Genomic DNA, 12,821 nt, shown 5'->3' on the forward strand with positions numbered 1-12,821 from the left:
TCTCGAAACCAGCAAAAGCTTTTGTCCAAGCCGACTATTGAGTTGACATTGCTGCCGGAGGCAAAGACCGCTAAAACAAATAAAATTAGATTGTCAAAGCCTGAATTTCGGTGGATGTCAGGGTTTTTCATGATTAGACAAACTTATATGCCTGGTTTAATGTTAGCACATAAGCATTTAACCAACAAATCACTTTAAACCAGCACAGATGCAACAGCCACAACAAAAATCAATTGGCAAAAAGGAGGTCACTTTAACCATAAATGGCAGGAAAGAGAATCTCAGCATATTGCCTTGGGTAAGCCTTTTAGACCTTCTTCGCGACCATTTGGATTTAACAGGGACAAAAAAAGGTTGCGACCATGGCCAGTGCGGAGCCTGTACGGTTCTATGTGGTGGTAAGCGGATTTTAAGTTGCCTGACGCTGGCTGTAACGAAAAATGGGTCGGAAATCACCAGTATAGAGGGTATCGCAGACGAGGAATTGCACCCAATACAGCAAGCCTTTATAGACCACGATGCATTTCAATGCGGCTACTGTACCCCAGGGCAAATTTGTAGTGCAATCGGCATGCTACAAGAAGGAAAAGCGAATTCCAGAGCAGAAGTGCAGGAGTTGATGAGCGGAAACCTTTGTCGCTGCGGTGCAAACATTGGAATTATTGATGCAATTATGCAGGTAAAAGACGGAGGCAGTTATGAACAACTTTGAGTATAAAAAAGCTCAAAACGTGGCGGAATCAATCAATTTGGTAGCCGGTCGCGAAAACACCAAATTTCTTGCCGGTGGCACAAATCTTGTAGATTTGTGGAAGTATAACATTACCAATCCCGATGAACTTGTGGATGTAAATCATCTCGATGAGTTACTTCAAATTCAAACGCTGCCAAACGGGGCGCTCAGACTTGGGGCTTCAGTTAAAAACGCAGAAACGGCATATCACCCCGAAGTCGAAAATCGATATCCACTTCTTTCCAAAGCCATACTCGCGGGTGCATCTCCGCAAATAAGAAATATGGCTTCAAATGGCGGCAACCTTTTACAGCGAACCCGATGCTATTATTTTTATGATGCAGAGGTGCCATGTAATAAGAGAATTCCAGGCTCTGGCTGTCCGGCGAAGGATGGTTACAACAGAATCCATGCGATTTTAGGAACTAGTGAACATTGCATCGCTGTATTTCCATCTGATATGTGTGTTGCACTGGCTGCGCTGGATGCGGCTGTAAACGTTGCAGGACCTGCAGGAACGCGGGCAATTGCGTTTGCAGATTTCCACCGGCTTCCTGGCGACCGGCCTGATCTGGACAATACTTTAACGCCCGATGAACTGATTACCTCGATTGATTTACCCGACAATAACTTTGCAACTCATTATTCCTACTTAAAGCTTCGCGACAGACATTCTTATGCCTTTGCCTTAGTTTCAGTAGCAACAGCTTTGCAACTCGATGGTGATACAATTGTGGATGCCAGAATTGCACTCGGTGGCGTTGCACACAAGCCCTGGCGAAGCGTTGCCGCAGAAAATTTTCTTAAAGGAAAAGGAGCAACTGCGGAAAACTTTGGAAAGGCGGCAGACCTTATTCTGGAGGGCGCCAAAGGATTCGGAAACAACGACTTTAAGATAAAACTTGCTAAAAAAGCGATACAGCGAAACTGTATAATGGCACTAAATCCTGATTCGCAAGAGCCTGGAGCACAGCCATCTGCTTAAACTAAAGAAAACAGGAAATGGAAGCAGAAAAAATAGTAGGCAAATCTATAAACCGGTTAGAAGGAAAACTGAAGGTAACCGGTACGGCAAAGTATGCTGCAGAGTATAAAGTAGCAGATCTACTGTATGGATATGTGGTAAGCAGTCCAATAACTAAGGGGAAGATCTTAAAAATAGATACCACAAAAGTTATGGCTATACCTGGCGTTGTAGAGGTGTTATCGCATGAGAACCGAACCAAATTAGCCTGGTTTGACTTGCAGTTTGCCGACATGGACGCCCCACCGGGAACCGTGTTTAAACCATTGCATGACGAAAACATTTTGTATAACGGGCAGCCCATCGCCCTTATCGTTGCCGAAACTTTTGAAACCGCCAGATATGCATCAACACAAATTCTGTTCGAGTTTGAAGAGCAGGGGTTCCAAACCTGTATCAATGAAAACATCGATAAAGCAAGGCCAGCGAAGAAAGGAATTGCGACCTTACTAAAACCGCCTCCCCCGCCTCCTACAGGCGATTTCGAAACTGCTTTTGGTATTGCAAGTGCTAAAGTAGTGACGGAATATAAACATGGAACCGAACACCATAACCCGATAGAATTATTTGCCACGACAACAATTTATGAAGGCGATGGTAAACTAACAATTTACGACAAAACGCAGGGAACAATTAACAACCAGTTGTTTATCGCGGACGCTTTTGGCCTTAAATATAAAAATGTAAGGGTTATAGCACCATTTGTTGGTGGTGCGTTTGGCTCTGGATTACGACCTCAATATCAGCTTTTCCTTTGCGTGATGGCCTCTCTCCTGCTAAAAAGAAATGTGAGGGTTGTTTTGGAAAGGAAGCAGATGTTTGCTTTTAGTCACAGGCCGCCAGCAATACAGAACCTTCGCTTCGCGTCAGATATAAATGGCAAATTAACCGGTCTTAGTCATAAAGTTTTTGCAGAAACATCAAATTTTGAAGACTACACCGAGCCAACAGCATCCTGGAGCCACCGCCTCTACCCTGCTCCAAATACCTTATTCGAACAAAATGTTATCCCTTTGGATGTTTATACGCCAATTGATATGCGGGCGCCGGGCGGAAGTACTGCGCTGCATGCAATTGAATGTACTATGGATGAACTTGCTTATCAGCTAAAAATCGACCCGCTCGATTTGCGGCTGATAAATTATTCTGATATAGACCCTTCTAACAAAAAGCCATTTACAAGTAAGGCGTTACGGGAATGCTATCTTGAGGCTGCTGAAAAATTTGGCTGGGGAAAACGTTCTCCAGAAACCCGGAGCATGGTTCGGGGCAATAAACTCGTTGGTTACGGTATGGCTACAGGTATTTGGGATTCTTTGCAGTTCCCCTCGCGTGTGGAAGCCATGATAACTGCAGATGGAAAACTTGTTCTAAACAATGCAACCACAGATATCGGTACCGGAACGCTTACAGTAATGACCCAGATTGCAGCGGATGAATTAGGACTTGCAATTGAAAATGTTGATTTCCGATATGGCGACAGCAAAAAGCCATTCTCTATGTTTCAAGGAGGATCGTCAATTACATCATCCACCGGCGTTGCAATTGTTGTTGCAGCAAAAGCATTGCGGAAAAAATTACTAAAAAAAGCAGCCCAAATGGCTGGTTCGGCATTTAAAGGAATTGCTGATGATGAAGTTATTTTTAGTGGCGGCTCAATTTTTCTTAAAAATGACCCGGGTAAGTCGGTTAGCCTAAAGGAAATAATCTCATTTAACAAAAATATGCCCGTTAAAACGACAAATATGGGCAAACCGCATTTTTTAAGGCTTAAAAAATACAGTTTGGCATGCCACAGTGCTTGCTTTGTTGAAGTTGAGGTTGATAAAGATTTAGGTGTTGTTACTGTAACACGAGCCGTTACGGCCGTTGCAGCTGGCAAAATCATTAATCCAAAAACCGCCAGAAGCCAGATTTTAGGTTCTATGGTTTGGGGACTAAGTAAAGCCCTCCATGAGGAAACAATTATGGATGCAAACCTGGGCAAGTACATGAATTCAAATTTGGGCGAATACCACCTTCCGGTACATGCAGACATTGGGCAATTTGATGTAATCTTCGTAGATGAAAAAGATGATCTAATTAACGAACTCGGTACTAAAGGCGTTGGTGAAATCGGACTGGTTAGCATGCCTGCAGCGATTTCTAATGCAATTTTTCATGCCACCGGGAAACGCATTTATAAATTGCCTATACATTTTGACGAACTGATTTGACCCTTAATGTAAAAGTTGACCTTTTGCCTTAAGCTTGCAGCCAAAACTTTGAAAATAGCAGCAAATGTTTTTACGTTGTTTGTTATCTTTAGAGCATGAATCAATTTTACCTTTCGGCCATTTACGTTTACCCGATTAAATCGCTGGGTGGAATAAACCTGCAAGCCTCAGCTATCGAAGAAAAAGGACTCAGGTACGATAGAAGATGGTTATTAATTGATGAACAAGGCATGTTTATCACCCAAAGAAAATATCCATCGTTAGCGCTCTTGCAAGTCGATATTCTCGGCGAAGAAATTATTGTATTCAACAAAACGGCGCCCGAAAACAGCATCTCTTTCGCTGCTAATCAACCTAGCGGACCGGTTATTCCGGTTACGATTTGGGATGACTTAACGGAAGGTATTGAAGTGGATAAGAATGTTAGCGAATGGTTTTCAAACTATATGGAAATGCCGCTCAGACTTGTTTATATGCCGGAACAGGCTAAAAGAAAAGTTGACCCCAGATATGCAAAAAAAGCTGAAATAGTAAGCTTTGCAGACGGCTATCCTTGTTTATTAATCGGTGAACAGTCGCTTGATTATTTAAATTCAAAGTTGGAAAAACCCGTTTTAATGGACAGATTTCGCCCTAATCTGGTATTTAAAGGAGGCAAAGCACACGATGAAGACAGTTTTGAAGACTTTGAAATTGGACAGGTTAGGTTCTCTGCAGTAAAACCTTGCGCCAGGTGTGTTTTGATAACAGTAGATCAACAAACTGCAGTTAAAGGTCAGGAACCACTAAAAACCCTTTCAAAATACCGGTTGCAAAATAATAAAGTCATGTTCGGACAAAATCTTATCCACCATGGAACAGGCGAGATTAAAGTCGGTATGGAACTGAAGTTAAAATCGTCGAAACGCCAGGCTGGATAAAGCGCAAAAATCAATCAACATCACAATCCTGCCTGGATAATATCTAATCTATTAAAACATGCCAAATGGCTTACCATAAATACCTTTTCTTTTATATTATAGTCTTTTTCACGCTAAGTACACAGGGGCAGGTGCTAAGAAAAAGAACTACGATTTTAATGGGTGGGCGGTTCGACATCAGCATTGTTGCAGATAGCAGGGAAAGTGCCGAACAAAACATCGATACTGTAATTGCTGAAATTTCAAGAATTGAAAGCCTGATTTCTGACTGGAAACCAAATTCTCAGGTATCAATGATAAATGACCATGCAGGTATTAAGCCGGTAAAGGTTGATAAAGAACTGCTCATGCTAACCCAACGGGCTATTGCGCTTTCCAAAATCACGAACGGCGCATTCGACATCAGCTTTGCTGCGATGGATAAAATCTGGAAGTTTGACGGCTCCATGAAAGAAATGCCATCGGCAGAAACCATCAAAAAATCCGTTGCGAAAGTTGGCTATAAAAACATACTTATAGATACAGCAAACTCTACTGTGTTTTTAAAATTGCCAGGAATGAAGATTGGCTTTGGAGCTTTAGGAGAAGGTTATGCGGCCGACAGATGCAGGGAACTGATGCTTTCGAAGGGCATTAAAGCGGGAATTGTAAATGCCTCTGGCGATATGAGTACCTGGGGGAAAAATGCAAATGGCAAAAATTGGGAAATTGGAATTACTAATCCGATGAAAGAAGACACCATTTTTGCCGTTGTACCTATGAAACAGAATGCAATCGTAACTTCAGGAAGTTACAGAAAGTTTGTAGAATTTAACGGTAAGCGCTATGCGCACATTATTAATCCGGCTACCGGTTACCCCACCACAGGATTAATAAGTGTTACCATTATGGGACCGAGTGCTGAAGTTGCAAACGGTTTGAGCACCTCGATAATGGTTTTGGGGCCTGTAAATGGAAAAAAGCTGATCGAAAATTTCCCTGCTTACAGTTACTTAATGATTACTGACAAAGGCGAGTTTCTGGTTTCAGAAAACAAATCGGCCCTTTCAAAAATTAAGTTGCCCAAACAGGTAAAGTAGTTAATAGCAATCCATCAAAATCTGATTTCTGGATTGATAAAACGACAACGGATGAGGTGTTTTTTCCGAGCAAATGGTGGCCAGAACAGACAAGACATCTTTCTGCATTGAAAGCGAGCCGCAAATCATTATCACAGACGAATCGATTAATTTTTCCGCAAATAGCGCTGCGTCAAGTGCAATTAAATCGCTAACGTATTGTTTAACCCCAAATCTGGAATATGCAATATCCAGCTTTTGTAACTTCGATTCGCTCAGCTTTTGATCGAGGAATTTCGCAAATGGTTTTGAAGAAGATGTATTTTTGAAGCCGCAATACAAATGGCAGGAAATTTTATTTAAATTTTCATCAATCATACCCAGAAAAGGTGCAATCCCGGTTCCATTAGAAATCATAACCACAGCAGGCGCCTGAGCCGGAAAATGGAAATGCCAGTTCCGCACAATTCTGGCATTAAGCTTATCATTTTCTGCCAGTGAGTGAAGAAATCCGGAACCGAGGCCATTTTCATGAAGCTTAACGCTTAAGGTTACATTTTTATCGATTACACCAATGGAGTAAAGTCTTTCACGATGATCATTTGCAGGATAAATGGCAAGTAAATCGCCTGATTTTGCCTTCAGTTTGCCGCTGCTCTGAATCTCAAGAAGAAAAGTATCGTCATATTTCGCAGTTGATTTTACCGTAAAAGATTTCAGCTTTTTCATCTTTTCCTTTCCCGCTGCTGCAAAATTTTCGAAAGAAATATCAGCTTTTTGCGACCATGATTCCTGCCACAATGTTAAATCGCCGGGAGACCGGTCGTTGACGGTATGAATGTCTATCAAGGGCGTGGCCCAGCTTTTTGTAGAAAGTTTATTATGAACATCGAAAGCAAACTTGCAAAAATCAGGGTATGATTTGGAGCCAAAGCCAAGTACCGAAAAGTTGATTGGTCTCTCCTGCGCCCGCTCATCAATCAATTTAAAAAAATTCGTCGCATTTGCCGGTGGCTCGCCCAATCCGTAAGTAGATGTAAAAATTAATAAATGTTCTGCCTTTGGGTAAAGGTTATAGTCGTTCATCGATGCTATGTAGGCTTTTATCCCGGCCTTGAACAAATGTTTCAAAACAGCAGAGGCATATTTATCTGTTGTTCCGTTCTCGGAACCTACTAACAAAATGTGCGAACTCTCTTCCTTAGAAAATTTGTTACCACTCCTGCTCGTAATCCGTTTTAAAGTTATCGCGAAGCCCGAATAAATAAAAAACACAATACTAAGAGAAGCAATCCCTAAAATAACGGCCCAAATAATACTCGCCCGCCCGGTGTGAATATCCATACTCATATTGTTTGCCAGTACGGAAAACGGGTATTTCTGCTCTGCGATTACGACACCTGTAACCTGATTTACGGCAAGTTCCCTATCTTTTAAAGTTAAGGTGTAATAATCTTCAACATCGTCAGAAAACGGAAATTCCACTTTGTCTACATCAGACAATTTGGTATCCCTGAAAAGCGCTACATCCTTGATTGGCACTTGTTTACCGGGCTTAATGGTGTCGAAATCTACCTCCACATTCGTTTTTACCTGTTTGATAACACCTAAAGTAGTTAACGACAGGTAGGTTCCGCTGAGTGCTATTAAAAGAATAAATACTAAAGACAGGCGTCCAAAAACAGTGTGGTAATATTGCGATGAACTATCATTCGGTATTTTTGCAAAAAAACGTCGTATTCCGCGCTGGCGCTTTATGGTGAGCATTATGCCTGAAGCCGCAATCAGGATGAGCAAAAAAGCCGTTAAGCCGATAAAAATCCGGCCAAGCTCATGCAAAAAAAGAGACCTATGTAAACTGGTTACCCATTGGAAAAACTCACTCTTCCTGGTTGGCTTACCAATAATCTTTCCTGTTGATGGCTCAACATATGCTTTAACATCTTTCCCTTCCTTATCCGTTCCTTCTATCAAAACAAAGCGATTGCTTTCAACAGAAATTTTTGTGATACCGGGATAATTTTCTCGGAGAACTGGAAGCGTCTGAGCCAGATTAACCTCATTGAGATTCTTCGCTGCAAATGGTTTGAGTCGATTTACAACTGGTTCCGCAGATAATATTGCGCCTGTAAGGGAGGCAAGCAGGAGAAAAAGAAAAGAAGATACAGCCAGAGCAAGATGACTGTACCTCCAAAAATGATTTGTCATCAGCCTAAATAAAATTAATTAGGGCTAAAACGAACGTATCTAATATAGCCTGTACCGTCAGTTTTTGCCGTCAACGCTTCAGTTGTCAGCGGAATTTCAAGATCTTTCACATTGTATTTCTGGTCTTCCACAGCACTTTCAAAACGAAGCTTATAGCCGGCATTAATTTTCGATTTATCAATATCGATGACTGAAACACCTCTGTCTCCGCCGGTTAACGAAGCGCCGGTTATTGCACTAATGTTTGCTCGTTTTTTGGAGTTGAATTTATGCCACTCTTTCAAACTGTTGTACCACTTTTTATCAGAACCTAAAACATAAAGCGTTTTTTCGTATTGGCCTTTTGCATCGATTAAAGAAATTACAATATATGCGCCTTCACCCATGTAATTCGTCATTTGAATCATGCATTTATACTTTGCCGTTTGAGCACCAGCCTGATTCGGTTTTATAAATGCTATTGCTAATACAAGCAAAGAAATTTTTAAGAAATTAGTCATATTATTTTAAGAAACTGAGTGATACATTGTCTTTTTTAAGTGATTCATTTTCACTTGCAAGGTCGAAGGCACTTTCATCAAAGCTAGTTTTCGGGTCTTTTTTAGCCCCAATTGATAGCAAATATTTTAGCATTGAATCATCTTTAGAAATCATTGCTGCTTTATGCAGAGGCGTTATCCCCTCCTTATTTTTAGCATTCACATCGATTGACAAATCGTGAAAACGCTTTACAAGTGCAAGATCTCCTTTAGCTACAGCCAGGTGGTATAAAGTGTTTCCGTTTTGTTGTGGTGTTGTAATGTTGAAGCCCTTTGCTTGTAAAAGCGCTAGCTTCTGCGCAAAATCCTGAGCCCGGGATGGCATGCCAGCGGGGGCGGGACGACCAGTTTCAGGACTATAACCCTGAATCAGATAATAAGCCAGATTATTTCCTTCCTTATCTACTGCCTTAAGATTAGCACCTTTTGCGATAAGTAGGTTGACAATAGCAGCAGAATTACTGTTAACAGCCATTGCGAGTGCTGTTATACCTTTGGCGTTCGCCTGATTTATATTTTTTACTTTAGGTAATATTATTGCTAAGGCGGTGGTATCTCTGTTAGACATCGCAGCATTCATCAACACGGTATTGCCTTCTGCATCAGCTTGATTTACATCAACTCCGGCAGCAATAAAATGTTCAATTAAGGCATTTTGGCCCGCCCTTCTAGCAAGCGCATGCAGAACATTCTTACCATCTTTTGTTAGCGTAGTAGGCTTTATTTTTAAGCTTTCTAGATATTCAAAAACTTCAATTGGCGCTGCACCCCTGCGAGAACCTTCGCTGGCCATCAAAATGGCTCCGTTATCAACAGGAACGCCCTTTGCAATTAGTGCTTTTAGTACATCAACATTGCCGGCTCTTGCGGCGTAGCCAAAAGCATTGTGGCCTTCAGCGTCGGTGCTTTTTAAATCCAAACCTTTGGAAACAAAATAGTCTGTGAGTTTCAAATCCTTATCATTACCAATTCCTAACAACAATAAATTGGCGCCAGCACCATTTTTTTCAGCCTTTATGTTCGCACCTTTTGCTGCGAATAAGTCGTATATTTTTGTATTCTGTTGGCCGGCAGATGCCGCAAAACTCAGTGGCGTAGCGCCATGGCTATCTACAAAATTTAAAGCAGAACCTTTAGAAATTAAATAACCCGTTATCTCGTCATTTCCCCGATAGGCAGCCCAATGCAAATAAATACGGCCGTCATGTGTAGGCTTATCTATGTTATTTCCTGGTTGGGTTAGTAAGTATTTTATCGTTTCATTTGGCGCATCGGCATTTATGGCCATAACCACAGGGTCGAAACTAGATTGATTAAACTGAGCAGGATTTGCACCTTTTTCAACCTCGGCTTTTACCGCCTCTACTGTTGGTTTAGTTTGCCAAAATGATGATTCAAGCAGAACGTTTTTTTGAGCATACACAGAAACCGAGCATAAGAGCGCTATAGATAACAAGATTTTTTTCATTTTTCTGTTTTTGTAATGAGAATGTTTATTCCCCGGATTTGTCGAGTTTCCAAAATTAACAAGAATTAGTCTAAATAAGAACTAATGTCGAATTATTTTTGAAGAATTTTTCAGCTTCGAACATTTCGTTTAGGATTTGGGTTACCAATATCTATCTCCACATAAAAATAAATATTGTGTCAATCCAATAAACGGCATTTTTCGTACCTATATTAGCAGCGTACAAACTGCAGGGATTTCCCTTCAAATAATGAGTTACATAGCTGCTTAAATGAAATAGTGGTGAAACAAATTTGTTTAACCCGATATTTCAATGAAGTTAAAAGCAAAATTTCCCTGCGCAGCAGCGGGTCCGTTTTATTCTGAACTACGAAAAAGAGTAGGCAATCATTTAAAAGAGAACAAGATTTCGCCTAATGCAAATTTAAGCATGTGGGTAAAAACAGCTGTTTTTCTTGTAGCCTACCTTTCCCTTTATCTTATTATTCTTTTAGCACCACTCAGCTTAATCTGGCTGGTTGTTTTAACTATTTTATTGGGCATGACGGCGGCTTTTGTCGGCTTTAACGTATGTCACGATGCAATACATGGTTCTTTTTCTAAATCGAAAAAGGTTAATAGATCGTTGAGCTTTATTTTCAATTTCCTCGGTGCAAACCCATACGTTTGGAATATCACGCATAACGTGGTGCACCACACTTACACCAACATCGCGGGGCACGATGAAGACATAGAGGTTGCTCCAGGCTTAATTAGAATATCCGAATCGGATGAGTTGAAAGGATTTCACCGCTATCAACAATGGTATGCTTTCCCACTTTACGGTATCGCATCCTTATCCTGGGTACTTAGAAAAGATTACAAAAAGTTTTTTCAAGCTTCAGTTGGGGCACACGTTAGCAAGCACCCGACCGTGGAGTATTTCAATCTTTTCTTTTATAAAGCACTTTACTACTTTCTGTTTTTGGCGTTGCCTATATTGGTTACCGACCTTACCTGGATTCAGGTTATTATCGGCTTCATAATTTTACATCTTGCGCAGGGCTTCACAATGGGGCTTGTTTTTCAACTCGCTCACGTAGTGGAAGGTACCGACTTCCCTATACCAGACGTAAATGGAAATATGCAGGAAGCCTGGGCCGAGCATCAAATGAGTACCACTGCTAATTTTGCAACGGATTGCAAGTTCGCCGCATTTTTTCTTGGAGGATTAAACAGGCAAATCGAACACCATCTTTTTCCTAAAATCTGCCATATTCATTATGGCTGGATTTCAAAAATTGTTAAAACGACTGCATTAGAATATGGAATTACTTATAATGAAAACAGAACGTTCTCACTGGCATTACGTTCGCATTTCCATATGCTTAAAAAGATGGGCAGAAGTTAATCTCTAAAACATCACAACTACTCACACGTATTTTATCATAATAATCATACAATGATGTAATAAGTTATCATTATTGAAAAAAAACGCAGATTATTTTAGAAAAAGGTAAAATTTTCACGAAAACACGCAGGTATTTGCATCACTGACTGATTAATAGTATATTTACGGTATACAGAAACCACTAAATCAGCAAGTTATGAAGAATTTTTTCTATCTCTTCCTGACGGTTTTGATTTCTACAGTTATAATACTTATAGGTTCAGACTATTATGAACCTGAATTAATTTACAGCACTGTAATTTTAGTTTGGGTATTTTATTTGTGGTACCAATCTTACGCCGTTAAAAGAAAATACAGCGACTAATTCTTCTTTCCCAAAAGAAGACAACTTATCCTTTCCTATTATTAAATGTACAAATAACGATTATTTAAATCTTATATTTGGGTTTACCGTTATTTAGCTTTTTTTTATGAAACAGGGACTATTAATTGACATGGATGGGGTAATTTATAGTGGGGAGGAATTAATTTTAGGGGCAGATAAATTTATCAATAATCTTTTAAAAAACGATATTCCTTTTGCGTTTATGACGAATAACAGTCAGCGGACAAGCCTGGAAGTTCGGCGAAAGTTAAAGAGTTTAGGTATAAAAGTTGAAGACAAGCACGTTTACACGAGCGCTATGGCTACCGGAAAATTTCTGAGCGACCAGAGTCCGGGTGGCACGGCTTACGTATTAGGAGAAGGCGGCTTGCTTAGTAGCCTGCACGAAAACGGAATAACACTTGTAAACACCGACCCCGAGTTTGTTGTGCTTGGCGAAGGCCGAAATTTCACACTGGAAATGGTTCAACGTGCGGTAGATATGATTTTAGCAGGTGCAAAATTTATCACAACCAACCGCGACCCTTCCCCTAAAAAACCGGGATGGAACAATCTCGGCATTGCCGCCACAACGGCGATGATTGAAGAGGCGACCGGTAGAAGAGCATTTGTAACTGGAAAACCAAGCCCGGTGATGATGCGCTCTGCCCGCAAGTTTTTAGGTTTGGAAACATCTGAAACCACTGTAATTGGCGATACCATGGAAACTGATATTCAGGGTGGCGTGCAAATGGGATACAAAACTATTTTAGTGCTCTCCGGCATCTCGACAAAGGACAGACTGAGCCATTACGCATTTAAGCCCGATTTAATTGCAAGCTCCGTAGATGAGATTGAATTTCCATTAAGCTGGCGGTAAAGAAGATACTAACATTTTTAG

At 40.8% G+C, this 12,821-nt stretch carries 11 protein-coding genes; 8 read left to right on the forward strand and 3 right to left on the reverse strand.

The features are described 5' to 3' along the window. The first annotated feature begins 208 nt into the window (after positions 1–208). From AC0IWT_RS06820 to AC0IWT_RS06840, 5 genes are all read left to right on the forward strand, one after another. On the forward strand, positions 209–712 hold the full coding sequence (locus AC0IWT_RS06820) for a (2Fe-2S)-binding protein (protein ID WP_471796552.1): 504 nt from the start codon (positions 209–211) through the stop codon (positions 710–712). Further along, entirely contained in the window at positions 699–1,718 is a 1,020-nt protein-coding gene (locus AC0IWT_RS06825) for an FAD binding domain-containing protein (RefSeq protein ID WP_471796553.1), read from the forward strand. The genes AC0IWT_RS06820 and AC0IWT_RS06825 overlap by 14 nt, the downstream gene beginning before the upstream one ends. Before the next feature lie 17 nt (positions 1,719–1,735). Further along, entirely contained in the window at positions 1,736–3,973 is a 2,238-nt protein-coding gene (locus tag AC0IWT_RS06830; protein WP_471796554.1) for a xanthine dehydrogenase family protein molybdopterin-binding subunit, read from the forward strand. A gap of 95 nt (positions 3,974–4,068) precedes the next feature. Beyond that, positions 4,069–4,893: an MOSC domain-containing protein gene (locus tag AC0IWT_RS06835; protein ID WP_471796555.1), complete on the forward strand. Its 825-nt coding sequence runs from the start codon at positions 4,069–4,071 to the stop codon at positions 4,891–4,893. Between the two features lie 65 nt (positions 4,894–4,958). Then, positions 4,959–5,972: an FAD:protein FMN transferase gene (locus AC0IWT_RS06840; RefSeq protein ID WP_471796556.1), complete on the forward strand. Its 1,014-nt coding sequence runs from the start codon at positions 4,959–4,961 to the stop codon at positions 5,970–5,972. On the opposite strand, the gene AC0IWT_RS06845 is transcribed toward AC0IWT_RS06840, so the two are convergent. From AC0IWT_RS06845 to AC0IWT_RS06855, 3 genes are read right to left on the reverse strand one after another with little or no spacing between them, the layout of a single operon-like run. Next, the gene (locus tag AC0IWT_RS06845; protein ID WP_471796557.1) at positions 5,973–8,159 is read right to left on the reverse strand and encodes a PepSY domain-containing protein; all 2,187 of its coding nucleotides are present in this window, start codon (positions 8,157–8,159) and stop codon (positions 5,973–5,975) included. Positions 8,160–8,173: 14 nt separating this feature from the next. Continuing rightward, positions 8,174–8,659 carry a DUF2271 domain-containing protein gene (locus AC0IWT_RS06850; protein WP_471796558.1) on the reverse strand — a complete coding sequence of 162 codons (486 nt, stop codon included), beginning with the start codon at positions 8,657–8,659 and terminating at the stop codon, positions 8,174–8,176. A gap of 1 nt (position 8,660) precedes the next feature. Then, positions 8,661–10,166, reverse strand: coding sequence for an ankyrin repeat domain-containing protein (locus tag AC0IWT_RS06855; RefSeq protein WP_471796559.1), 1,506 nt, complete (start codon positions 10,164–10,166; stop codon positions 8,661–8,663). 313 nt (positions 10,167–10,479) lie between these two features. Here AC0IWT_RS06855 and AC0IWT_RS06860 point away from each other — a divergent pair, with 313 nt between their 5' ends. The 3 genes from AC0IWT_RS06860 (at position 10,480) to AC0IWT_RS06870 (ending at position 12,800) form a co-directional block, all read left to right on the forward strand. Further along, the gene (locus tag AC0IWT_RS06860; protein WP_471796560.1) at positions 10,480–11,556 is read left to right on the forward strand and encodes a fatty acid desaturase family protein; all 1,077 of its coding nucleotides are present in this window, start codon (positions 10,480–10,482) and stop codon (positions 11,554–11,556) included. A gap of 196 nt (positions 11,557–11,752) precedes the next feature. Continuing rightward, positions 11,753–11,920, forward strand: a complete 168-nt coding sequence (locus AC0IWT_RS06865; protein WP_157274903.1) for a hypothetical protein — start codon at positions 11,753–11,755, stop codon at positions 11,918–11,920. A 106-nt stretch (positions 11,921–12,026) separates the two neighbouring features. After that, a complete protein-coding gene (locus AC0IWT_RS06870; protein WP_471796561.1) occupies positions 12,027–12,800 on the forward strand; it encodes an HAD-IIA family hydrolase in 774 nt (257 codons plus the stop codon). Positions 12,801–12,821: the final 21 nt, after the last annotated feature.

The organism is Pedobacter sp. AC464 (genome assembly GCF_979253075.1).

Excerpts from the sequence above, each read along its gene's own strand:
- AC0IWT_RS06835 (WP_471796555.1), top strand. The coding sequence starts at position 4,069 with ATGAATCAATTTTACCTTTCGGCCATTTACGTTTACCCGATTAAATCG.
- AC0IWT_RS06860 (WP_471796560.1), top strand. The coding sequence starts at position 10,480 with ATGAAGTTAAAAGCAAAATTTCCCTGCGCAGCAGCGGGTCCGTTTTAT.
- AC0IWT_RS06865 (WP_157274903.1), top strand. The coding sequence starts at position 11,753 with ATGAAGAATTTTTTCTATCTCTTCCTGACGGTTTTGATTTCTACAGTT.
- AC0IWT_RS06830 (WP_471796554.1), top strand. The coding sequence starts at position 1,736 with ATGGAAGCAGAAAAAATAGTAGGCAAATCTATAAACCGGTTAGAAGGA.
- AC0IWT_RS06870 (WP_471796561.1), top strand. The coding sequence starts at position 12,027 with ATGAAACAGGGACTATTAATTGACATGGATGGGGTAATTTATAGTGGG.
- AC0IWT_RS06845 (WP_471796557.1), bottom strand. The coding sequence starts at position 8,159 with ATGACAAATCATTTTTGGAGGTACAGTCATCTTGCTCTGGCTGTATCT.
- AC0IWT_RS06840 (WP_471796556.1), top strand. The coding sequence starts at position 4,959 with ATGGCTTACCATAAATACCTTTTCTTTTATATTATAGTCTTTTTCACG.
- AC0IWT_RS06855 (WP_471796559.1), bottom strand. The coding sequence starts at position 10,166 with ATGAAAAAAATCTTGTTATCTATAGCGCTCTTATGCTCGGTTTCTGTG.
- AC0IWT_RS06825 (WP_471796553.1), top strand. The coding sequence starts at position 699 with ATGAACAACTTTGAGTATAAAAAAGCTCAAAACGTGGCGGAATCAATC.
- AC0IWT_RS06820 (WP_471796552.1), top strand. The coding sequence starts at position 209 with ATGCAACAGCCACAACAAAAATCAATTGGCAAAAAGGAGGTCACTTTA.
- AC0IWT_RS06850 (WP_471796558.1), bottom strand. The coding sequence starts at position 8,659 with ATGACTAATTTCTTAAAAATTTCTTTGCTTGTATTAGCAATAGCATTT.